The sequence below is a fragment of the Ferdinandcohnia salidurans genome (genome assembly GCF_042680725.1).
Taxonomy (GTDB): Bacteria; Bacillota; Bacilli; order Bacillales; family Bacillaceae_L; genus Ferdinandcohnia; species Ferdinandcohnia salidurans.
Genome location: NZ_JBHUEK010000007.1, coordinates 165,434 through 188,159, shown reverse-complemented (window position 1 = coordinate 188,159; position 22,726 = coordinate 165,434). Strand labels below are relative to the sequence as shown.

At 37.1% G+C, this 22,726-nt stretch carries 29 protein-coding genes; 6 read left to right on the top strand and 23 right to left on the bottom strand.

The annotated features are described in order from the left end of the window. Positions 1-14: 14 nt before the first annotated feature. From rsmH to ACFSFW_RS03840, 8 genes are all read right to left on the bottom strand, one after another. A complete protein-coding gene (gene rsmH, locus ACFSFW_RS03875; RefSeq protein ID WP_304215789.1) occupies positions 15-947 on the bottom strand; it encodes a 16S rRNA (cytosine(1402)-N(4))-methyltransferase RsmH in 933 nt (310 codons plus the stop codon). 238 nt (positions 948-1,185) lie between these two features. Then, on the bottom strand, positions 1,186-1,617 hold the full coding sequence (mraZ, locus tag ACFSFW_RS03870) for a division/cell wall cluster transcriptional repressor MraZ (protein ID WP_099352331.1): 432 nt from the start codon (positions 1,615-1,617) through the stop codon (positions 1,186-1,188). Positions 1,618-1,737: 120 nt separating this feature from the next. Next, positions 1,738-3,363 carry a bacillithiol biosynthesis cysteine-adding enzyme BshC gene (gene bshC / locus ACFSFW_RS03865; protein WP_388035390.1) on the bottom strand — a complete coding sequence of 542 codons (1,626 nt, stop codon included), beginning with the start codon at positions 3,361-3,363 and terminating at the stop codon, positions 1,738-1,740. A 91-nt stretch (positions 3,364-3,454) separates the two neighbouring features. Continuing rightward, positions 3,455-3,847 (bottom strand): DUF3397 domain-containing protein, encoded by a 393-nt coding sequence (locus ACFSFW_RS03860; RefSeq protein ID WP_304215791.1) that lies wholly within the window; start codon positions 3,845-3,847, stop codon positions 3,455-3,457. Positions 3,848-3,850: 3 nt separating this feature from the next. After that, the gene (locus ACFSFW_RS03855; protein WP_388035386.1) at positions 3,851-4,726 is read right to left on the bottom strand and encodes a 2-dehydropantoate 2-reductase; all 876 of its coding nucleotides are present in this window, start codon (positions 4,724-4,726) and stop codon (positions 3,851-3,853) included. A gap of 146 nt (positions 4,727-4,872) precedes the next feature. After that, positions 4,873-6,414 carry an acyl-CoA carboxylase subunit beta gene (locus tag ACFSFW_RS03850; RefSeq protein WP_304215793.1) on the bottom strand — a complete coding sequence of 514 codons (1,542 nt, stop codon included), beginning with the start codon at positions 6,412-6,414 and terminating at the stop codon, positions 4,873-4,875. Positions 6,415-6,424: 10 nt separating this feature from the next. Further along, positions 6,425-6,637, bottom strand: coding sequence for a biotin/lipoyl-containing protein (locus tag ACFSFW_RS03845; protein ID WP_388035383.1), 213 nt, complete (start codon positions 6,635-6,637; stop codon positions 6,425-6,427). A 14-nt stretch (positions 6,638-6,651) separates the two neighbouring features. Next, positions 6,652-7,977 carry an acetyl-CoA carboxylase biotin carboxylase subunit gene (locus tag ACFSFW_RS03840; protein ID WP_304215795.1) on the bottom strand — a complete coding sequence of 442 codons (1,326 nt, stop codon included), beginning with the start codon at positions 7,975-7,977 and terminating at the stop codon, positions 6,652-6,654. Positions 7,978-8,166: 189 nt separating this feature from the next. Between ACFSFW_RS03840 and ACFSFW_RS03835 the strand changes: the two genes are divergently transcribed. Next, complete coding sequence (locus ACFSFW_RS03835; protein ID WP_099353544.1) at positions 8,167-8,640, top strand: N-acetyltransferase; 474 nt, start codon at positions 8,167-8,169, stop codon at positions 8,638-8,640. Positions 8,641-8,812: 172 nt separating this feature from the next. Here ACFSFW_RS03835 and gerR read toward each other — a convergent pair whose 3' ends face one another. From gerR to ACFSFW_RS03815, 4 genes are all read right to left on the bottom strand, one after another. After that, entirely contained in the window at positions 8,813-9,430 is a 618-nt protein-coding gene (gene gerR, locus ACFSFW_RS03830) for a sporulation-specific transcriptional regulator GerR (RefSeq protein WP_304215796.1), read from the bottom strand. 85 nt (positions 9,431-9,515) lie between these two features. Beyond that, entirely contained in the window at positions 9,516-10,280 is a 765-nt protein-coding gene (locus ACFSFW_RS03825) for an enoyl-CoA hydratase/isomerase family protein (protein ID WP_388035378.1), read from the bottom strand. Positions 10,281-10,468: 188 nt separating this feature from the next. Then, positions 10,469-10,642, bottom strand: a complete 174-nt coding sequence (rpmF, locus tag ACFSFW_RS03820) for a 50S ribosomal protein L32 (RefSeq protein WP_077617716.1) — start codon at positions 10,640-10,642, stop codon at positions 10,469-10,471. Between the two features lie 39 nt (positions 10,643-10,681). Further along, positions 10,682-11,203 carry a YceD family protein gene (locus tag ACFSFW_RS03815; protein WP_388035374.1) on the bottom strand — a complete coding sequence of 174 codons (522 nt, stop codon included), beginning with the start codon at positions 11,201-11,203 and terminating at the stop codon, positions 10,682-10,684. 292 nt (positions 11,204-11,495) lie between these two features. Here ACFSFW_RS03815 and ACFSFW_RS03810 point away from each other — a divergent pair, with 292 nt between their 5' ends. Beyond that, positions 11,496-12,737, top strand: a complete 1,242-nt coding sequence (locus ACFSFW_RS03810) for a nucleotidyltransferase (RefSeq protein WP_388035371.1) — start codon at positions 11,496-11,498, stop codon at positions 12,735-12,737. 38 nt (positions 12,738-12,775) lie between these two features. Here ACFSFW_RS03810 and ACFSFW_RS03805 read toward each other — a convergent pair whose 3' ends face one another. Then, on the bottom strand, positions 12,776-13,810 hold the full coding sequence (locus tag ACFSFW_RS03805) for a SepM family pheromone-processing serine protease (protein ID WP_388035368.1): 1,035 nt from the start codon (positions 13,808-13,810) through the stop codon (positions 12,776-12,778). Continuing rightward, complete coding sequence (locus ACFSFW_RS03800) at positions 13,791-14,597, bottom strand: patatin-like phospholipase family protein (protein WP_304215801.1); 807 nt, start codon at positions 14,595-14,597, stop codon at positions 13,791-13,793. The genes ACFSFW_RS03805 and ACFSFW_RS03800 overlap by 20 nt, the downstream gene beginning before the upstream one ends. A 266-nt stretch (positions 14,598-14,863) precedes the next feature. Here ACFSFW_RS03800 and spoVV point away from each other — a divergent pair, with 266 nt between their 5' ends. Further along, positions 14,864-16,090 carry a dipicolinic acid transporter SpoVV gene (gene spoVV / locus ACFSFW_RS03795; protein WP_388035365.1) on the top strand — a complete coding sequence of 409 codons (1,227 nt, stop codon included), beginning with the start codon at positions 14,864-14,866 and terminating at the stop codon, positions 16,088-16,090. A gap of 36 nt (positions 16,091-16,126) precedes the next feature. Here the strand turns inward: spoVV and coaD are convergent, their stop codons facing one another. Beyond that, entirely contained in the window at positions 16,127-16,621 is a 495-nt protein-coding gene (gene coaD, locus ACFSFW_RS03790; protein ID WP_388035362.1) for a pantetheine-phosphate adenylyltransferase, read from the bottom strand. Between the two features lie 2 nt (positions 16,622-16,623). Further along, positions 16,624-17,193, bottom strand: coding sequence for a 16S rRNA (guanine(966)-N(2))-methyltransferase RsmD (gene rsmD / locus ACFSFW_RS03785; protein WP_304215880.1), 570 nt, complete (start codon positions 17,191-17,193; stop codon positions 16,624-16,626). A 406-nt stretch (positions 17,194-17,599) separates the two neighbouring features. Here rsmD and ACFSFW_RS03780 point away from each other — a divergent pair, with 406 nt between their 5' ends. Continuing rightward, positions 17,600-17,989 (top strand): DUF7147 family protein, encoded by a 390-nt coding sequence (locus ACFSFW_RS03780; protein WP_388035359.1) that lies wholly within the window; start codon positions 17,600-17,602, stop codon positions 17,987-17,989. A 39-nt stretch (positions 17,990-18,028) separates the two neighbouring features. Here ACFSFW_RS03780 and ACFSFW_RS03775 read toward each other — a convergent pair whose 3' ends face one another. The 5 genes from ACFSFW_RS03775 to ylbD form a co-directional block, all read right to left on the bottom strand. Further along, positions 18,029-18,304, bottom strand: a complete 276-nt coding sequence (locus tag ACFSFW_RS03775) for a YlbG family protein (protein ID WP_099363114.1) — start codon at positions 18,302-18,304, stop codon at positions 18,029-18,031. Positions 18,305-18,438: 134 nt separating this feature from the next. After that, positions 18,439-18,882, bottom strand: coding sequence for a YlbF/YmcA family competence regulator (locus tag ACFSFW_RS03770; RefSeq protein WP_388035356.1), 444 nt, complete (start codon positions 18,880-18,882; stop codon positions 18,439-18,441). Positions 18,883-18,953: 71 nt separating this feature from the next. After that, on the bottom strand, positions 18,954-19,337 hold the full coding sequence (locus ACFSFW_RS03765) for a hypothetical protein (RefSeq protein WP_388035353.1): 384 nt from the start codon (positions 19,335-19,337) through the stop codon (positions 18,954-18,956). 96 nt (positions 19,338-19,433) lie between these two features. Then, entirely contained in the window at positions 19,434-19,673 is a 240-nt protein-coding gene (locus tag ACFSFW_RS03760) for a YlbE-like family protein (protein WP_388035350.1), read from the bottom strand. An 18-nt stretch (positions 19,674-19,691) separates the two neighbouring features. Continuing rightward, the gene (gene ylbD, locus ACFSFW_RS03755) at positions 19,692-20,081 is read right to left on the bottom strand and encodes a spore coat protein YlbD (protein WP_388035347.1); all 390 of its coding nucleotides are present in this window, start codon (positions 20,079-20,081) and stop codon (positions 19,692-19,694) included. 143 nt (positions 20,082-20,224) lie between these two features. Here ylbD and ACFSFW_RS03750 point away from each other — a divergent pair, with 143 nt between their 5' ends. Then, a complete protein-coding gene (locus ACFSFW_RS03750; RefSeq protein ID WP_388035345.1) occupies positions 20,225-20,722 on the top strand; it encodes a PaaI family thioesterase in 498 nt (165 codons plus the stop codon). Between the two features lie 12 nt (positions 20,723-20,734). Then, positions 20,735-21,100 carry a hypothetical protein gene (locus tag ACFSFW_RS03745; RefSeq protein ID WP_388035342.1) on the top strand — a complete coding sequence of 122 codons (366 nt, stop codon included), beginning with the start codon at positions 20,735-20,737 and terminating at the stop codon, positions 21,098-21,100. Positions 21,101-21,122: 22 nt separating this feature from the next. On the opposite strand, the gene ACFSFW_RS03740 is transcribed toward ACFSFW_RS03745, so the two are convergent. Continuing rightward, positions 21,123-22,175, bottom strand: coding sequence for a CAP domain-containing protein (locus ACFSFW_RS03740; protein ID WP_388035339.1), 1,053 nt, complete (start codon positions 22,173-22,175; stop codon positions 21,123-21,125). A 118-nt stretch (positions 22,176-22,293) separates the two neighbouring features. Continuing rightward, positions 22,294-22,719 carry a CBS domain-containing protein gene (locus tag ACFSFW_RS03735; RefSeq protein WP_099363121.1) on the bottom strand — a complete coding sequence of 142 codons (426 nt, stop codon included), beginning with the start codon at positions 22,717-22,719 and terminating at the stop codon, positions 22,294-22,296. Between the last annotated feature and the right edge of the window lie 7 nt (positions 22,720-22,726).

Sequence of the window (22,726 nt, the reverse complement as noted above, 5' to 3'; positions counted from 1 at the left end):
TGTAGCCACGAAACTCAAAGTTTCTCTGCAATCCTTAGCTTTGCAGAACGGGCCCTTTTGTTTGCCTCTAATTCTTCTTCTGTAGGTAATATCGGTTTTCTAGTGATAAGTTTTAATGTAGGTTTATATTCATCAGGTATAATTGGAATTCCTGGTGGTAGGGGTGGACCTTCACTCGCCTTTTTAAAGGCAACCTTACAAATCCGATCCTCCAGTGAGTGGAAGGTTATGACACTTACTCGCCCACCTGTTGCTAAAAGCTCAATTGACTGGTGAATAGCATCTTCAAATACCTTTAATTCATCGTTAACTGCAATTCGAATCGCTTGGAAAATTCTTTTTGCTGGATGTCCGCCAGTTCTTCTAGCCGCAGCAGGAATACCCTCTTTAATTAACTCAACCAATTCTCCTGTCGTTTCGATTGGTTTCTTTTCTCTTGCAGCCTCTATTTTTCTAGCAATTTGTTTGGAAAACTTTTCTTCACCATATTGAAAAAAGATTCTTACCATTTGCTCATATGACCAGTTGTTGACAATATCATAAGCTGATAATGTTGCATTTTGGTCCATTCTCATGTCAAGTGGTGCATCGTGGTGATAGCTAAATCCTCTTTCCGGTGTGTCTAATTGTGGTGATGATACCCCTAAATCAAACAGGATTCCATCAACAGCCGTTACACCTTGTTCATGTAATTCCTCAGTTATGTGGGCAAAATTACTTTTGATGATGGTAACAATGTCACCATATTCCGCAAGCTTGTCCTTTGCATTTGCAATTGCAATATCGTCTTGATCAAAAGCATATAGCTTACCCTTGCTTGAAAGCTTTGAAGCTATGTATGAACTATGTCCTGCACCACCAAGTGTGCAGTCTACGTATATTCCATCTGGACGAATCTTCAATCCATCAGCAGCTTCTTCTAATAGAACGGTTTTGTGTTTGAACATGTTAGCACCTCTTAATTCAGTAATACACTTATTTTATACACAAGAGTTCATTCAAATGCGCCTTGGCGTATTTGCCGCCCGATTTTTTTCGATCTTAAGATCGAAAAATTACTTTTGAAAAATCGTGGCATCCGCCGGAGGCTATAACTTTATTCAGTCTGGGTTTGAATCCTCCCAAAATATTATACTAATAAAGCATTCATCACACCATAAGAAAAGTGAATCCTGCTGAATAAAGTTATATATCAAAACCGATCATATTTTCAGCTATATCAGAAAAAGATTCTTCGGAAGCAGCGAAATATTCTTCCCACTTCTCCTTACTCCAAATTTCAATACGGTTTGATACTCCAAGTACTACACATTCCTTCTCAAGCCCAGCGTATGAAACTAACGGTGTAGCAATATTTACTCTTCCTTGTTTATCAAGTTCACATTCAATGGCTCCAGAAAAGAAAAAACGTGTGAACGCACGCGCGTCTTTTTTAGTAAGTGGGAGTGTTTTTAATTTTTCCTCAAGTATTTTCCATTCTGATTGTGGGTAACCGAATAAGCACTGATCTAAACCTCTAGTTAAAACAAATGTTTCTCCTAGGTTTTCTCGAAACTTAGCAGGTATAATCATTCGGCCTTTCGTATCAACAGTATGATGGTATTCTCCCATGAACATATCTATTGTCCCCACTTTCTGACTTTATATTACCACAATCCCCCACTTTCCACCACCGGTTTTTATAATATTTTTCCAAATAAAAAAAATCCCCGGAATTCCGAGGATTTTCGTCATATTCTACATTTTTACTACCTTATGCTTTCCGTTAAACTCAAACGGAAGTGTTAATAAATCTTGGATAAAATCGTCTCCGTATTTATTTAAATAGTAAAAAACATTCCAAACTCTCTCCTGTGGAGAGCCAAGTGGTAGAAGAGATTTTTCAATTCGGTTAAAACGATTCAATTCAATTTCATTACGGTTTAAAATACTTCGGTTAATTGTGTTCTTCACGAAATCAAGCTGCGATTGGATGTTTTGAGCATTTTTTAAGAGAAGATCCCCTAATCCTGAATCAACTTCAAGCCCCACTTTTCGTATCTTCTTATGAATTTGCTCTACTTCTTTTTTCGCATCGAGGATAATCCCGTCTACATCAGCTGTTTGTTGTTCCAACCATGACTGTTTCACTTTTGTAAGTTCTCCAGAAAGGGTAGCTTGAATCGTTAATCCCACTTCTTCGATATTAGACTCTATCGCCCTTTCAACAATTGTCATCATGAGTCTTGGTACAACAGGAGGCATCTGAATCTCCATAACAGCAAACACCTTTTTTAACTCGGCCCAGTATGAAACCTCACCAGGTCCAGAAATAAAAGCTAGTGTTGGAAACAAGAACTCCTGCATAACTGGTCTTGTTACCACATTGTTACTTAGAAGTTCTGGTTGTTTCTCCGCAACTTCAAGCAATTCGTCTCCACAAAGTATACATTCATTGTTTTTCCCGCTAAACACATCATGTTCCAGATTATACTCAAGTAAAATACGTTCATCATTTTGAGTATAAAAAAGGTTTGCACTCGACTCGTTCATTTCAATCATTTTTGGGTATTGATTAGATGACAATACCTCTTGTTGAAGCAACAATCCATCATGGATCTCTCTATTTTTTTCAACCATTTTTCTTAAGAATTGTGCTTGAATGGTTCTAATTTCTTTTGATCCTGAATCAACGAGGATAAGACCGGTTTCTCCAAAAAGATCATTAATAATCTGTACAAAGAAATCAACATATGTTTTTGATTTTTCTGCAAACCCAGTCAAACGTTCCAGAAGTCGATTCGTATGGGTTGTTTCACCATATGTCTCGAAGATTTCTTCTATCCATTCTAAAAAGCCCGCTTGTTCAATCTCAATCGATGAAACCATTGTTTTACGATTGTGGTATTGTGGAACAGCCCTTTTTCGAATACCATTTTGCAGATTAACAAAGAGATGATTGATTTCCGCAAAATCATGGTCCTCTCCCGCAATCCAAAACACTGGTAGAACCGGTACATTTAATTTCTCTTCTTGCTCTTTTGCAAGTTTTATAATAGATACGATTTTATGGATCGTATATAATGGCCCAGTTAAAATCCCCGCTTGTTGCCCACCTATCACCACGACACTGCTTGGATCAAGTAACTTATTAATATTCTCGATCGTGTGTTGATGATAATTGAATCTTTTATTAAAGATAAGCAAATGCTCAACAAGTTTTTCACGTTCAAAATGTCTTTTTTGTAGATCCTTTTTTCTTATCTTATAGACAAGGGGAGAATGTATATCATAATCGAAAAATTTCTCTATATCCATTTTATTTAAAAGATAGTCATTGACTAATCGATTTGATGATGGCAAAGAGAGATCCAAAACCTCCATAAATTCTTGTTCTTCCTTTCTTATCCAGTATGTATCTTAGATGAGTATAGCACGCTTTTTCTATAAACCAAAAATATTCGCTCATGATGGATTAATTTATGGTTGTGACGAAAATTCGTTGAACCAAGCCGATTAATAGTAAAAGAAAATAAGCAAATGTAGATGCAAGAAAAACAAATCGCCAAGATTTCTTCAATACTTTCACCGTATCTATTTCATGACTTTTTCTCCAAGTCACAAAACCAGTCAGTAAAATGGAAAAAACAAGGATCAGGATGATTAGCCAAAGCATGCTTTTTCCAACAATTACGAGCAATAAATAATGCACTGCGATGAGGAAAAATACGGTTGTAATATCAACCGAAAGAAAAAATGATTTTCTGTTATTTTTCACTATAAATCTACTAATTAAATAGACTAGTATAAAACCAAACACAGGAACTGTAACAAAGGTCGCTGCAATACCGGCAAAAAAATTGATCATTCCCTATCCCCCTCTTCTTTCCATACCTTTTATAGAATCATATAGAAATTGTGTTACCGCTACTTCCCGCTCTATTTTCTTTGCTTCTGCTAAAACATATCCTAAAATGGCATCTATTTCCGTTTTTCTTCCTTCTTCAATATCTCGTAACATGGATGATTTATTTTGAGCAGTATTTTTACAAATTGTCGTCACGAGCTCCCACATTTGTTCTTCATTACAAGGTATGACAGACACAATTTCACGAAATAAAGTCCTCACTTGGTTCTTGAAATACTCATTTTGTAGCAATCTCCCATTCTTAACACCATATAAAGCTGTTAATGGGTTGATGACAGCATTCGCAATCAGCTTTGAAGTTATCATTTCATACCATTCACTATGAAATTCGATTTGGAACTCCTTGACCGGAATATCAAATGCGGGAAAATCCCCTTTAAAATTCGCTAACTTTGTACGTCCAATGCCGGTATGTATGATGGTAGTGTCATTGAATTTTAATGCACCATGTTCTACAACACCCACAAGGATATTCGTATTATCAAGTTTTTTCATAAAATCAAGATGACCCATTCCGTTTTGTAGAAAACAAACTGTTTGTACCTTTTCTAAATCTTTGATCTGTGAAAGGAGGTCCTTCAATATGTATTGTTTCACCGCGATGAAAAGTATATCTTCCCCCATTACACTTGTTGTACTTGTTACGGCTTGTACTCGATATGTATTTGAAGTATTTTCAATGTCTATTGTTACGCCGTTTTGATTAATTTCAGATGCCTGACGTTCAGTTCTCGTGTATAGGGTTACATCATGGTATTCTGCAAGATAGCCTGCAAATAACAACCCGATAGAACCCCCACCAATTATTCCAATTTTCATAGTTCCAACTCCATAGTATGTCCTACCTTTATATTACCAAAAAGCCCGACAAAATGACTAGATACTTACTATAAAAGGTAGGCAAAATCATACCAAGACAGAAATAACCCCAAGGCAATACCTTGGGGTCTAATTATTCTTCTTATTTATACTGGATAGACTGGATGTTTTTTCTGGCCGAATTCAAGTTCCTTCGTTTCGTAAGCAGCCAAACGATCAATGAGGACACGTCTAAGCTCTGCAGCTGGAACAATATCATCAACAATTAGCTCAGAAGCAAGCTTGTAAATATCGATCGTCTCTTTATACTCTTGTTGTTTTTGTTGAACAAAAGCGACCCGCTCTTTTGGGTCTTCAATTTCATTAATTTTATTTGAATATACCGCATTAACCGCTGCTTCAGGCCCCATAACTGCAATTTGGGCTGTCGGAAGTGCGACACAGTAATCCGGCTCAAAGGCAGGACCTGCCATTGCATAAAGTCCAGCACCATATGCTTTTCGCACGATAACTGAAATTTTCGGTACAGTTGCGGAGCTCATTGCAGCAATCAATTTTGCTCCATGTCTAATAATGCCCGCCCTTTCAACCTTTGTACCAATCATAAACCCAGGAACATCAGCTAAGAACACTAACGGGATATGGAATGCGTCACATAATGTGATAAATTTTGCCGCTTTGTCTGCAGAATCTACAAATAGGACGCCACCCTTTACCTTTGGTTGGTTAGCAATAATTCCAACAGGTCTTCCATCTATACGTGCTAACCCTGTAATTATTTCTGGAGCAAATAGTTTCTTAATCTCATAGAAGCTTCCTTCGTCAATGAGGGCATCAATGCCTTCGTACATATTAAAAGGAGCATTCTGATTTACAGGAATAATCTCTTGTAGGCTTTTACCTTCCTTTGGGAATCTCCCTTCCATACAAGAGGGTTTGTTCAAATAATTCGATGGGAAAAATTGTAAATACTGTCGTGCACTTTGAATCGCTTCCTCTTCATTGGCAGCAAGTACATCTCCACAGCCACTAACTGTACAGTGCATTCTTGCCCCGCCCATTTCTTCTAAGGTCACTTTCTCACCAATGACTTTTTCGGCCATCCTTGGCGAACCTAAATACATGGAAGCATTTTTATCAACCATAATCACAATATCGCAAAATGCAGGTATATAAGCCCCTCCAGCAGCTGATGGACCAAATAAAATACAAATCTGAGGGATCATACCTGAAAGTTTTACTTGATTATGAAAAATACGCCCTGCCCCGCGACGATTCGGAAACATCTCAAGTTGGTCTGTAATCCGAGCTCCAGCGGAATCTACTAAATATAATAGCGGTACACGAAGCTTTTCAGCAGTCTCTTGAATCCGAATGATTTTCTCAACCGTCCTAGCTCCCCATGAACCCGCTTTAACAGTTGAATCATTTGCCATTACACATACTTTTTGTCCGTTTATTTCCCCAATTGCTGTAACGACACCGTCTGCTGGAAGGTCGCCCGCTGAATTGTTTGCGTACTTTCCATCCTCTTGGTATATTCCTTTATCAAACAAAAGCGCAAGACGGTCACGAACAAATAATTTATTTTGTTCTTTCAGCTTTTGATGGTATTTTTCATGACCACCCGACTCGATTTCTTTGCTTTTTTCTACTAACTGTTGGTCCAAATCCTTTGTATGAAGCATTATTACCCTCCTATTCTAGTACAAGTAATACATCGTCTTCGTTTACAAAATCACCGATTTCTACTTTAATAGATGCAACCTTGCCAATCTGTCCACTTTCTATCGGTATTTCCATTTTCATTGATTCCAGCATGACCACAACTTGGCCTTCGTTAATCTCATCTCCTTCTGAAACCAACACTTGTAAAACTGTCCCTGCCATACTCACTGTTATTTCTTTCATATTAATTCCCCCTATTAATTGAGATATTTTGTGGTATATTCTCCTTTTAAAAAGGATTCCTCGTTCATAATTCGTTGGAATAAAGGGATATTCGTTTTTATTCCTTTGATTACAATCTGATTCAGATAGTCCTTTGCTGTTTCAATCGTTTCTTTTCGGCTGTTTCCATTCACAATAATTTTTGCAATCATCGGGTCGTAAAAGGGTGTAACAGTTGTTCCTACCTCATAACCATTATCTATTCGTACATTTGGAACATTTTCCGGCAATGTATATTCCTCTATTTTTCCTGGAGATGGGAAAAACTTTACCGGGTCTTCTGCATACACACGAAACTCAATCGAGTGACCTAATGATAATATGTCTTCCTGTGTCAACGGAAGTCTCTCTCCCCTCGCCACAAGAATTTGCCACCTTACGAGATCCGTATTCGTAATCATTTCCGTAATGGCATGTTCAACCTGGAGTCTCGTATTCATTTCTAAGAAATAGAAATTTTCTTCTTCATCGACAATGAACTCAATCGTACCAGCATTTGTATAGTGCACATATTCTGCTGCCTTTTTGGCTGCATGACATATTTTTTCACGCGTTTCATTAGATAAAAATGGAGAAGGTGTTTCCTCTATTACTTTTTGGTTTCGACGTTGAATCGAACAATCTCTTTCAAACAGGTGAACAATGTTTCCGTGTTGGTCACCAAAGATTTGTACTTCTATATGTCTTGCATTGGGAATGAATTTTTCAATGAACACTTCATCATTTCCAAAATACGTCTTAGCTCTAGTCTTTGTTGCGTGAAACGCTTTTTCTAGTTCTTCCTCAGAATTGCAACAAATCATCCCAATACCACCGCCGCCACCACTTGCTTTTAGCATTACTGGGTAGCCATATTCTGCTGCAAGCGTACATGCTTCCTCTATTGTTTGAATACCTTCATTACTTCCCGGTACAACAGGGACACCCGCTTCAATCATTGTTTGTCTCGCTTTTACCTTATCGCCCATCAATGAAATAATCGAGGGTGAGGGGCCAATGAAAACCATCGACGTTTGCGCAATTGCCTTCGCGAAAGTTGCATTTTCCGATAAAAACCCATAACCTGGATGGATGGCATCAACATGCTCCTTCTCGGCAATTTCGAGGATTTTATCCATTTGAAGATAGGATTTTATAACAGGTGCCTCACCGATCCGATGCGCTACAGTTGCGTTTTTTACAAATGGTAATTGCTGGTCCGCATCTGAATAAATAGCGACAGTTTCAATCCCCATCTCGTGGCATGTTTTCATGATACGTAAAGCGATTTCTCCCCTGTTTGCAATCAATACTTTTTTCAAGATCTTTTCCCCTTTCGTTAAAGATCAAATCCACCCATCATAATAATTTCTACACGTATCTACATAATCCTGCATTTGTTTGAAAACGCTTTCTATATTTTTCTACAGAATTTTTTGTATTTTTGTTGTATAATGATTTTATATTCATAATTACAGTTTCTCTTAGTAGAATCGCAAGGGGGATACAAAATGTATACGGCAAAGGTTGAGAAATTATTAGTAAACTACAAAACACTTGAAGAATTTAAAGCATTTAAAGAATATGGTCTTCAAGAATTATCCATGCTGGAAGACCTTGAATCAAACATTATTGAAAATGATAGCGTTTCACCGTTTTACGGAATTTTCTTTGGTGATAAATTAGTGGCACGTATGAGTCTTTATCGTGTAGATAAAAAATTCAATAAATATTTTGAACCCGCACAAGATTATTTAGAGCTTTGGAAGCTTGAAGTCCTTCCAAATTATCAGCAAAAAGGATATGGGAAAGCATTAGTGGATTATGCAAAATCGTATAATCTACCGATTAAAACTAATCCACGTGTGAAATCCGCCGGTTTTTGGGAGAAAATGGGCTTTATCCCTGCATCCTACAATATGGAACGTGACCTTGGAGAAAACCCACTCCTCTGGTTCCCAGATGGAGTACATGAAATCGACTGATAAATAGAAAAGCGCAAGACGCACAGCTTTAGGCGACAAGCATAAGACAAGCGCTGACAGAAGGTGTCCTTTACCTTGCGAAGGGATTGGCTTAGACCAGAGAGCCGATGGCGCATGGAGCTAGACACCAAAAGAAGAAAACAGCTGAACATATTGTCAGCTGTTTTCCTTTTTATTTCTCAACACGTTCCAAATTCCCATTTCGATCCATTTGAAATTTAACCTTCTTACTTCTTTCATCCTCCTGGAGAACCACCATTTTACGAGCACGCTCCATGATTTCAATTAAGGCCTTATAATCTTCTTCAATTAATTGAATATTATTTTCTAACGTATTATTTTGTGCCTTTAAGGTTTTGACTTGTTCTTGAAGCTTACTTATTTGAGTGTTCAAGTTCCGATTTTCATTTACGACCTTCTGGAACTCACTTTCCGTCTTTTCATATTCTTCAAGGAACCGAATGACATCTCTCAATTGCAATTCTTGTTGTTCGCTATTTACATTTTCAGTGACCACTGGTTCAGATGAATGATCCTGAAGTTGTTCACTATTGGTTTGTTTCTTCAATTCCTTGCGCTGTTTTTTGGCAAGTTCAATTCCTGATTTATATTGTTTACGCACATATGAATTCCATCTAAAACCACAGGCTGCTGCGGTTCGGGATAATGTTCGGCCCACCTCTTCGAATGCACCTAATTGTGTGCCTCCCTCACGGATATGGCGCAATACTACCTCTGCAAGCAATAAATCTTCATCTTGAGTCCATGCATCTTGACGTGTTGAAGTCATATCTTTCCCTCCTAAACTTCATTTTTATTAATACATATGCATGTAATAGAAAAGATAGACTACTCACACTCTAGCATGGAAATAATTATTCTTTTTGCATGATTTTACGTACTGCTTCTAGATGTTCTTCAGTTACCCACAAAGTAGTACACTCCTTGATTTCCTCCGTTATTCTCTCCTTCATCCTGGTTGCAGACCATTTCCTATTTACTACCTTTTTGTATGCATTTACTACTTTAGTATTATGTAAAAATTCTTTAGATATAAATTCTTTGCATTCCATAATAGAATTGTCCTCTGACAAGATATGTTGAATAAAACCAAGCTCTTTACCGTCTTCGCTTGAAAAAATTTCACCTGTTAGAAGAAGGTGATACGCTTTGTCAATCGATACTCTTTCTAATAGGATAGTTGCACCACCCCAGCCGGTAGTAATCCCCTGTTTCCCTTGAACAAAGCCGAATCTACTTCCACGAGATGCTAGTCTATAATCACAGGCAGTCGCAAGCTCACAGCCACCTCCAATTGCTAGTCCGTTCAGTAGAGCGATAGTTGGTTTCGTTAAAGTAGCAAGTGAGTATAGAATCATCCCCATCTTACTAAGCATTTGATATGCTTCTTGCTCTGTATTAAGGTTTTGAAAAACAGATAAGTCTCCACCTGAGCAAAATGCTTTTTGTCCAGTACCCGTAATCACTAAAACTTTATCATCATCATTTTCTTCTACTTCAGTGATTGTCTTTTTAAGCCCATCCATCACTTCGTAATCGATTGCATTCCATTTTTCAGGGCGATTGATTGTAAACCAAACGATTCCCTCTTCATCTCGTTTCACTATGTATTTTGACATGGATATACCCCTTAAGCCTTTTTATCTTATTGTACTGGTAAAAAATTGAGATTTGCAACATTGGATTGAATAACATTAGAAAGAATCAGAGGTGTTTTCTTTGAGTGGAGGAGGTTAGAAAGTGATCTAGACAATGTAAAAAGCGTATCGATAACAATGTTATCAATACGCTTTAACATGTTAACAAATTATTTGTTAACAACTTCTTTTCCTTTGTAAGTACCGCATTCTTTACATACGCGGTGTGCTAATTTCATTTCACCACAGTTTGGGCATGCCACCATACCTGGCACTTGTAATTTGAAATGTGTACGACGTAATCTTTTTCTTGTTTTAGAAGTTCTTCTAAAAGGTACAGCCATTATTCCCACCTCCTTAAAAAGAGTAGATCAAGATGGATTTTATTCGTCTTCGAAGAATTTTGCTAATCCTGCTAACCGTGGGTCAATCTTGTTCTGTTTATCATCTTCACTGATAACTTCCCAATCTTGTCCTGATTGCGGTGCTGCATCTTCAGAATCCGAATCATCATCACAAAAAATCTGAATTGGTATTTCAAGTAAAATATTTTCCTTGATTAGCGGAAGTAAATCAATTACTTCTCCTTTAACTTGATGAACATCCTCTTCCGACTCTAAGTCAAATTCAGATGTCTGTCTAAGTAAAAACGTTTCAGTTGTTTTGATCTCGAATGGAAATTTTACATCAACCAAGGTTCGAGAACAAGGCAAAATCATTGATCCAGAGATTGCTATATGAAAGCTTGCTTTTGTGGAGCTGAGATCAGCACGACCGGTTATTTGTACCGGTGAAATATCTCGAATTGATTTCTCAATCTCCATTAAGTCTCTTACATCAACAGTTTCGTCAATCATTAGACCTTTTCGAGCTAACTGATTTAATTGATTAATTGTCCATTTCAAGTGAAATCACCTCAAGGCAACAAAGGTAATTATAGCTTTGCGGATTACATTTGTCAATATTTTTTCTTTACACTATACTTAAAGTGTAGATACTTATCTACTATATCAGCTTTTCCAAAAAAATGATATTTAAAAATAAAGTTTTATAATAGAAATGCATAAGGGCCTTGACCAGCCCTGACAAGCACAAGACGGGCCGGCTAGAAGGTTGCTCTTTGACCTTCTTGACGGAACGGCTTGTGACCTCGAGGGGCTAGGCGCTTATGCTAGACATTGAAAAAAGGGTGAAATGATGAAGGCTGTAGGTGTAATTGTTGAATACAATCCATTTCATAATGGACATAAGTACCATCTTGAAGAAACAAAAAAGAAAACACATTCAGATTGTACGATTGCAGTAATGAGTGGAAATTTTCTACAACGCGGTGAACCTGCACTTGTTTCAAAATGGACAAGGACCAAAATGGCGTTAGAAGCAGGCGTTGACATCGTCATTGAATTACCATATGCGTTTGCCACTCAGAAAGCACAAAACTTTGCGAATGGTGCAATATCACTATTAAGTGCACTTCATTGTGAAAAAGTTTGCTTTGGTAGTGAAAATGGAACAATTGACGACTTCAAAAACACTGTGGATTTTATGGAAAAAAATCAACAATCCTATGATTCCACCACTCGGCAGAATATGAAAAAAGGATATAGCTATCCTAAAGCAGCTTCTCTCGCTTATTCTTCACTTTCAAATAATGATACATACGTTGATTTATCAAAACCAAATAATATTTTAGGTTATCATTACGTAAAAGCGATCTATGATCAAAATAGTAGCGTTAAAGCTGAAACAATTATGAGAACATCTGCCGGTTATCATGATGAAACCTTTTCTCATGAATCCATCGCCAGTGCAACTAGTATTCGGAAAACATTATTTTCAACTGAGAAAAATATGGATCAGATTAAAAATTATCTTCCACCCTCAACTTCCAAATGGCTCTCTTCCTATTTTCGAGAGAACCAATTATTCCATCGGTGGGAGGAATACTTCACATTATTAAAATATAGGTTACTAACGTCTACACCGGATGAATTAGCAAAAATTTATGAGGCCGAAGAAGGAATTGAAAATAGATTGCTAGCCCATATTACAGAAGCAACCTCTTTCATGGACTTTATGGAAAAAATCAAAACAAAACGATACACATGGACAAGACTTCAACGATTATGCGTACATATATTAACAAATACAACAAAGGAACAGCTAAAACCAATCAATGAAAACCCACTTGCCACCTATATTCGTTTACTAGGTATGTCTCAAAAAGGACAGAACTATTTGAATCATATAAAAAAGGAAGTAGAACTTCCCATTGTTTCAAAAATATCAGGGTTTTCGGATGAACTATTTACACTTGATGTAAAGGCTACTCAAACCTATTTAGCGATATTCCCTGAACCACTTCGCTCGTCACTTCTACGACAGGAATATGCTACTCCACCGATTAGATATGATGAAGAACAGCAAAAATATTTATAAAACAATCAGCCGCATCCATTTTGGAAGCGGCTGATTGTTTATTTACTCTTTTCATCAAGATTCTCAAGATAATGAAGTGCATCCTCAAAAGTATCTACAGGAACGATTTTCATGTCTGTCTTAATATCTTTAGCGGTTTCTAAAGCTTGTCGATAGTCTGAATCTGCTGCACCATTTTCATTCGGTGCAAAGAATATGTCAACATCTGTGTTATCCGCCGCGACTATCTTTTGTCCAATCCCTCCTATTGGGCCGACCTGTCCCTTGGTATTGATTGTTCCAGTACCAGCGATGCGTAATCCGTGTGTCAAATCCTTTTCTGTTAGCTGATTATAAATCTCAAGTGTAAACATGAGACCAGCCGAAGGACCACCAATTTTTTTCGAATCAATTTTAATTTTTGGATCTGCTACCACTTCGAGATCTGTAATTAACTCAATTCCAATTCCAATTTTGTTTGGATCCTTTGGAAAAGGCGCCAGTGAAACAGAGACTGTTTTCTCTTCTCCATTTCGATCAACCTCAATGTTTATCGTTTCATTTTCTTTTTTATCAGCTACATATTTCATAAATTCTGTATGTTCTTCAATTTGTTTCCCATCTACTGCAAAAATTCGATCGCCCGGCTTTAACACTTTCTCAGCCGGCATTCCCTCGACAATACCCATTATGTAGATTCCATGATTTTTTACCGTTACAGGTTTGTTCGCATACTTATAGGCAACCGTAATTGCTGATTCCTGTGAATCCTCCATATAAAATAATTGACGATTCGTATATTCCTCATCACTCTCATTGTCTCTTCGCACATGATTAATCGGTAAAATTTCATGATACTTTTGGAACTTAGCCCATGCATAGCTAAAAATATTGGCTTGGCCAAGGCGAATCGTCGTTAACATGAATTCCCCTTCTTCTTCATAGCCATTTTCAACATTAATGATGGGGTCGAGCTCTGTGGCCATCCCTGGTTTTGTCACGTAATATGGGAGTTGGATAAAGGTGCCCAAAATTGCAAGCACCACACCTATTACGAGGGCTTTTAAATACGCTTTATTTCTCTTTCTCTTCATTCAATGCAGACTCCTTCCACTTTGCAATTGCCTCTTGGATCATAGGAAGTTGTTTTCTCGTTTCCTCTTCCCCGATTCGGATAATATCCTCAATATTTGTAAAAGCACGGGAACTATAATGTCCTACATGCGGACGGATCATGATATCAGAGGAAAATTCCCCATACTTCACAAGTTCCTTCTGCATAATATCTATACTCTGTAATATGACATCAAATATTGAAGCAACCTCTTCATTTATTTTAACATGTGAGACGTCCACCGCAATAACGATATCTGCGCCCATGTCTTTTGCTACAGAAATGGGAACACGATCAATTACACCACCATCGACTAGGATTCGACCATCAATTTTTTCAGGTACAAATATTCCAGGGATGGCAATACTTGCTCGGACAGCATCTGCAACGGGACCATTTCGAAACACCACTTTTTCACCTGTTAATAAATCAGTTGCTACAATACCAATTGGAATATCAAGTTGTTCTATATTTTTGCCGTGTGTGAATACACGTATTAGTTCCTTTACCCTTTTTCCAGCAATAAATCCCATTTTAGGAACGGTAAAATCTAAATAATATTTGCGTTTAAATGCAAGTGCAAGCTTATATAATCGGTCAATATCCAACCCTGCGCCGTAAAAGCTTGCGACCAAAGAACCCATGCTTGTTCCTGCGATGAGATGAATTGGAATATTTTCTTCCAATAGTACCTTTATTACTCCTAAATGTGCAAATCCTCTCGCCCCACCAGATCCAAGTGCCAATCCGATTACAGGTTCGTTCATACAATCATCCCCTAACATTGAAACTATAACAGTATATGAAAAAAGAAATGAAAACTTGTACAAACTTTTGGTCTAAATTTGCCACCTATACACGTATATTTAAATAGATGTACAAACCATCGGTTGATATTTGTTGATACTTTTTCATTACACTCACGACGTCAAAATTAAAGAAAAAGAAAATTTAGAAAACTGTGGACTCTCTTATTCTATCACTTAAATGAACTAATTGTATAGAAAAGAAGACTTCTATAGGAGGAGTACCATTGATACGTTCTAGGTTCAAAACAGTAGCAATTGCAGCAGGTATTACCCTACTTACCATTGCACTAATTTATTTTCCAAAGGAATCACTCGAAGCCTCAAGGGTCGGTTTGGAAATGTGGTGGAAGATCGTTTTTCCATCCTTACTCCCTTTCTTGATCATTTCTGAATTATTAATTGGTTTTGGTGTTGTAAAATTTATCGGTGTCTTATTTGAACCACTCATGAGACCGCTGTTTCGTGTTCCAGGTGTAGGTGGTTTTGCATGGGCAATGGGTATGGCTTCAGGTTTTCCTGCCGGCGCAAAGCTAACCGCACGGCTTAGACAGGAGAAACAGATTACTAGGGTCGAAGCAGAAAGACTTGTTTCCTTTGCGAATGCTTCAAATCCTCTTTTTATATTCGCCGCCATTTCTGTAGGTTTTTTTGAAAACCCAAGGTTAGGAATCTTGCTTGCAGTTAGTCATTATGTCGGAAATTTTTGTGTTGGGTTAATTATGAGGTTCTATGGTAAAAAAGACGACGAACATACACCAAAAGATGAAGAGAAAAAGAGTATTATTGTGAAAGCCTTACAGGAACTCCACCGTACAAGACTGAAGGAGAAGAGGCCATTTGGTCAATTATTAGGTGATGCAGTAACCACCTCTATTCATACCTTGTTAATGATTGGTGGATTTATCATTTTATTCTCTGTGTTTAATAAGCTTCTGTCTTTAATTAATGTTATTGCCATAATCGGGGCAGGATTATCGGTGTTATTAAAACTATTCCAAATGCCAACTGAACTCAGCATTCCGCTTATTTCCGGAATATTTGAAATTACAACAGGATCGATGATGACAAGTGAACTAGAACACATTGACTTACTTCCTAAAGTGATTGCTGTCAGCTTTATTCTTGGATTTTGCGGATTATCTGTTCAAGCACAGGTTGCGAGTATTCTAGCGGAAACTGATGTGAGTTTTAAGCCATTTTTTATGGCCCGAATTATGCACGGCTTTTTGGCTGGAGTGATCACCTTCTTTTTATGGAATCCACTTTATGTGAAAAATAAAGGCTCAGAAGAAACTACAGGCGTCTTCGCTCCGTTGATACCGGAGCATACACCTTTATGGGTAGAAACGGTATGGAGTGGATTATTAACTTACGGACCGCTTTTTACCATATTATCTTTATTTTGTTATATCGGTATCTATTCCACTAGAATGAAAAGCCCTCGCATGTAATATGCGGGGCTTTTTACTGTTTGTATTATATGCTACTTAGCCTTGATGGTTGGTGTTAAATTTCTCTTTAAGGGCAAATTCTACTGGCTTAGGTACAAGCTCTGAAATTTCACCATGATACTTTGCAGCTTCTTTTACGATACTTGAGCTTAAAAATGAATATTGATTATTGGTCATCATAAAAAAGGTTTCGATATCTTCATTTAAAATACGGTTCATTGAAGTAATTTGCATTTCGTACTCGAAATCGGAAACAGCACGAAGTCCACGTAAAATTGCATTTGCATTTTTCTGACTTGCATAGTCCATCAACAAACCTTGAAAAGATTCAACCTCAATATTATGTATGTCCTTTGTGCTTTCTTGTAAAAGTTCGATCCGTTCCTCTACTGTAAACAAAGGTTTTTTTGATGAGTTATTTAATACGCACACGTAAATTTTATCAAATACTTTTGCGCCTCTTTTAATAATATCAAGATGCCCATTTGTTACAGGATCAAAGCTTCCTGGGCATACTGCAATTCTTGTCATTTCTATTCACCTTCCCATCCCTCTTCATATCTAAAAATTGATACACCAATGATTCCATACTCTTCATGGCGAACTAATTCAAAGTTTCCGATCGACTTTTCGAGTACTACTTCTGAATCATGTTCTGCAATAATAACTCCAGCATTTGTTAACAACTGATGTTTACTAATTTCTTCAATAAGTTCCGTTAATTTTTGCTGTTTATAAGGCGGATCTAAAAAGATTACATCAAATGTAATGTCCCGCTTCACGATTGCCTTTAATGCTCGTACAGCATCATTTCGATATACTTCTGCTTGATCCTGAAGGCGACATGTTTCTAAATTTCCTTTTATCGTTTGAATCGCTTTTTGATCACGATCTACAAAAATCATTTTGTCGATCCCGCGGCTAAGTGCTTCAATTCCAAGTCCGCCACTTCCACCGAACAAATCAAGGCCAACACCACCATCAAAATAGGGACCGATGATATTGAAGATCGCTTCTTTCACCTTGTCTGTTGTTGGGCGTGTAGACGTCCCTGGTACCGCTTTCAAGTGCAGACCTTTCTTTATCCCAGATACAACCCTCACTACTATCACCACTGTCTATGTAAAATGAATAACATTATCCTACCATAAACATTATCGTTTGTTAATCAATAAAGAATAATTCGAGGACGAAAGGTCAGCAAAAATTTTACTTCGATAATAAAAATACGCTAGAGCATGTATACACAATTTTCAATTGGTCATAATTAGTACTAACAACATCATTCGAGGATGTTGTTGCCAACCGCGGAGAAGACTTACGTTTCCCCATAAGTTCTTCCTCCGGTTTCTCCTCTCCCTTTGCCTTCTTCCATGTGAACGGTAACGAAAAACATGGAATGGAAGGACCCTGCAAGTAACTTGCAGGGTTTTTTTGTTTGTAATTGTTAATTCTGATCAAATCGTGATACAGTAAACATGGAAAATATGAAAGTAAGGGGAATTTAGTATGATACAACGATTTATAGAGTTGGGTGAAGGATACTCTGATATTTATGAACTTCTAGAGCTTATGAAAAATAATAGGGATAGGGTCTCGAAGCTATTTGCCTTTAACACTACCGTTCAAGATAGGCAGGTATCCTCTATAGCAGTAGCTTTCCAACCAACAAATCCTGGTAATTTTCAAGCTATCTTTATTTGTAGGGAAGGAATACCGAACCCGGAAATCAAACCGAATAAGAGGTACTCTCTCTTTGCTGAATTGGCTAATGATCTTGATTTATCCATTATTACACTTGATGTTAAACCATCCACAATGTTTAGTGAAAAAGAACTTTATTATCAACACTTAATTGGGATTCTAAGAATGAACCGATACATACCACCGATGCAATAAAAAAAGCTTATCAAAAGCAGGATGCTTTTGATAAGCTTTTTATAGTCCAATCTTATAGTCGTATTCCTTAGCGCGATCTGGTTTTCGGTTCTCGAATTCAATCTTTAAAAATGGTTTATATGATGGCTCTACTCTTTTTACGAAGGCAAGCGAATTTAACTTTTCTACGATTGAATCGGTATTTTCCATATCGTTATAAAGGACCACGTATTTTAGACGTTTTGATACATAATGAATATTACCAAATTTACGCAGCATTTTTGAATGCTTTAGCGAATGTAGCCAAACGATAATTCCTTGGCGTTGTCCAATCATAGTGTTTTCTCCTTATTTCAATAACTTTTTTATAGTGTAGCACAATGAGTTAAAATTTTACAATATGAAATAAAGTAGAAAACTTACTTTTTTCTGAAAATATAGGTAGGATATTCATATTTTTTGCTAATCTATTAATGACAACCACATGCTCCGCCGCTACCACAGCCGCCGCCACAGCTTGAGATGGAATCAAAATATGGGTTACCTGTTGGTACTTTAATATGTTTTGATACAGCTCCACCTAGTAACACGCTGATTTCATCAAGGACTTTTTGAATATTATCTTCTGCCTTTTTAAATTCAGCAATGGTTTCATGAAGATCTAGCTTTCTTTTTAACTCCCTTGTCTCTTTTGAGACCGTTCGAAAATCAGGATGGTATTTCCCGAATCGTTGAACCTCATCATACTTCTCTTTCATATTCTGAAATTCCGCGATCAGTTTTTGTGCTTCCTTATCCTTTTGTAATGTATATAAACAGCTGCGATACTCCTCAGCCAGTTCAGATTGTAGAATCATTGATGCTAGGCTTTCCGCCTCTTCAAGTATCTCAACTCTCTCAATTGTAGCTATCAAAAAAAACACCTCCATAATCACTATACCATGATTTTTCACGAATCGCATCTTATGAATACTTTATAACTTTATTACTTTATTTGAACATGAATCGTGTGGTCGAGATTGTAATTTGTTAAATCATTATGGACTACTTGAATCTTTAAGGTATGTTCGCCCTTTGTTAGCCCTTTGATGATAAATGCAGCCGTGGATATCTTTTCTGTCCGACGTCCATCGACTATAACATGAAGATGGCCCTCACCTTCAATCTTATGGCCACCACTTTGTTTGAACGTAAAATTTTGGATCATGCATTCCAGATATACATCATTTCCCCTAACATGGTGTGTCACATGCAGAGTTCGTTCTGATTTATTCGAGACGTTCTCAGTAATCGTAGCCTCAACCGGATTTTTATCTATATAAACATACAGGAAACTTAGAATAAAAAGGGACAAAACAAACTTGTACAACTTTCTACCACTCCTTTTTTTCCTAGTTTTTCCTATCGCATTACAAATATCCCGCCTTCCCTAAAAAAGAGCGACTCTTAAAGAGTCGCCTTGCCTTTAATCACTTTGTCGCATGCCTTGATACATTTGTAGCGTGAAAGAGGCCATTTCTAAAGACTGGTTGAGTTTTTGCACTTTATGTGGAAGGGTCTGTTTAAAATACGACTTTGACTCCATTTCAAGGCTCTGAAAATCATTAGGATTCCTAGTTAATTTTCTGTACCAAATTGGGTTTTGACGTACAAAAGTACGAAGCTGTTTCTTTGTTTTGAGGTATTCATAGGTATCTTTTCGCATCATACTCCCCCTTCTCACCTAGTCTTTTCGAAAGGCAAACGGTTGAGGTTGTCGGTGCGAAGACTGCCCTTGATTCGGCTTTTCTTCTCCACGAAACTGATGGATGACTGCTTGGATCGTTGAAATGGCTTCACTTACATTTGAGATTTGCTGCTGAAGATTATTCATATCGGCATTTTTAAAGGATGAAAAGATTTTCCCAATAAAATCTTCTTTTTCACTTTCTTCTGTCTTACTGCTGTTATTTTTATATTTTTCCCACTTCTCATCATTCTCACCAAGTATATACCAATCTTCATATACTTCCTGCCAGTTAAGTACTCCTTTTCGCACTTCCTGAACCAGAATTGGATGTTTTTTAACAAAAGATTTAAATTCTTGAACGGATGGATGAAGTTTTTTTCCCATACCAATCACCTCTTTTTCATACGATTGCCTACTATAGTTTATCTATAATAAATTGATTTGTTCGCCCATTTTAAATTGCATTAAGCCCAATATCATTGTTAAAATAAGAATAATAAAAATATTATGGATTTGAGGTAATTATCATGGAAGACCGTATCCTACAAAAATTACAAACGTTTTTCGTTGAGGCAAACGAAGAAGAAAGACAGGCATTAGAACAAGTAATCGATGCCGTAATTCGTAAACAAACAAAACAAAATGGATCGTATATTGGTGGCTTATTACAAACAAGTCGAAAAGTTCTTGATGATCAAACCTATGAAATTACCATTCCTAATACGGAGCTAATTCAAAACCCATTAAAAATCGTCCATGGGGGGATTACAGCAACTCTCCTTGATTCTGCTATGGGTTCAGTAGTTCACCATGTCCTCCCTCACAATAAAGCAGCGGTAACAACTGAAATGAAAATTAATTATGTGGCTCCGGGAATCGGAAAAGAATTACGCTGTGTCGCGCAAATGATACATAGAGGTTCAAAAATATGCGTGACTGAGGGAAGAGTATTCCGTGACGATGGAACATTAATTGCTCATGCAACAGGCAGTTTCTTTATTATTGATCGTCCAAGCAAAAAATAACGAGGTGTAGGAATGGTTACAGCCATTGTCATTCCACTCATTATTGTCTATTTTTATGTACTTTCAAAAAAGGAAAGAAAGAAATATGAGGAAAGCTGGAAAGCTCTTGAAAATGTAAAAGAAGAAGCCGTAATTAAAGGTCGAGTTATCAGTAAGAACGAAGAAAAGCAACGCTATTATTATCATAAATTCGTTCTCGTGACTGAATTAATAATAAAAACAGCCACAGGCATCATTAAAGCTAAACGGATCATTCCACTAAGAGATGGACATACGCCTGCTCAAATTAAAATAGGTGATGAAATTTCGTGTATTGGTGAATGGACAAAAGATCATTTCCAGTTCTACAAATATCAAATCATAGTAAATAAAAAGTAAGCAATACACTTAGTTGCATTGCTTACTCCCATTTTTGAATAAAGTTTTGCGTGTAGTATTTTTCGTAGACACCTACCCCAAGAAAATTGTAATCCTCACTTAAAAGAGTCTCACGATGTCCCTCACTATTAAGCCATCCTTCAACAGCTGCGATACCGTCAACATATTTAGCCGCAATATTTTCTCCCGCAAGTTGATAGCTTACTTCTCCATTAGCTAAGCGGTCAGCTAGTCCCCCTTTTGTCGGCGAGGTATGGTCAAAATATTCATTCGTACTCATATCTTTACTATGTAAATATGCAACACTCGCTAACTTTTCGTCCACTTTTAGTGGATGAAGTCCATGTCTAGTTCGGATCACATTGGTTATATCTAAAATTTGGGCAGAGTTTCCTTGTTCTACTTCCTTCCATTCTACCTTTGAAACTTCTTTTGCGGACAGTAATTCACCTCGATACGCTAATTCATAGGGACGAATCTTAATCAACGTCTCTCCATCTAAAAAACGAATGCTCGAAATCTCATTCGTAAACGTATCCACATATACTTGTACATAGACATTCCCCATCGCAATCAAAGGTCTAGCATTCATTTCTTCTTCAGTTAACTCAAATCGATAAGGATTTTTGTCCACATTCAAAGAGACCTTAGGTTTTATTAAGCCTTTTGAACGTAACTCTGCAATAGGTTGTCCAATTTCAAATGGTTCAACTTGTACATCATTCCCTGTTCCAAACACGGTAACAACACGATCATTTTCGATTCCCACCTGGATATAATTTTGTGGGGTAGAGTTGTACACCCACCAATTATAATCATAGGATGAACGGTCTATTCGGTTGGGCTTACCCAGTATTTCTTCTATTTTTGAACTCTCCACTCCAATGAACGAATAGAGCCCTTCAAATTGATGAATCTCCTTTTGATAGGGTATAGTGGTTTTTTCAGTACTTACATGGTTTGATAACAACTTATTATCATCAATACCATTCACTATTTCTGTTCTTCCGTGTTTGATAGAAATATAATAAATGCTAGAAGCTAAAAGTAAGATAGTAACTGCAATCTTAGCCAATTTCAGAAGAACCACTTCCTAACATCAATCATTTTCTATCATATATATTAAACTTTTCCTAGTTTTATGCGTTAAACGAAAGAATAATAAAACAGGCACCAATTAGGTGCCTGTTAATTTAGTGTAGTTGGTCCTGTTCAGATATGTCACTTAATGCTTCTCCTGCATGATTATCCGACATTTTATTTGTTGCCAAGTCACCTAATGAAACAATCCCAACTAATTGACCATTCTCTACCACTGGTAAACGTCTAATTTGATGTTTTGCCATCAATTCGGACGCTTCTTCAAGTGACGTATCAGGTGAGCAAGTAACTAGATTATCACTCATCACATTTGTTACTTGATTGGAGCCTGATCTTTTTTCAGCATACCCTCGAACAACTAAATCGCGATCAGTGATCATTCCGATTAACTTTTGATCTTCTAATATAGGAATTGCACCAACATCTAAATCCTTCATTTTAACTGCTACTTCATACACATTATCAAGGGGCGTACAATATTCAACATCAGTACTCATTACATCACGAACAGATTCCATTGTATCC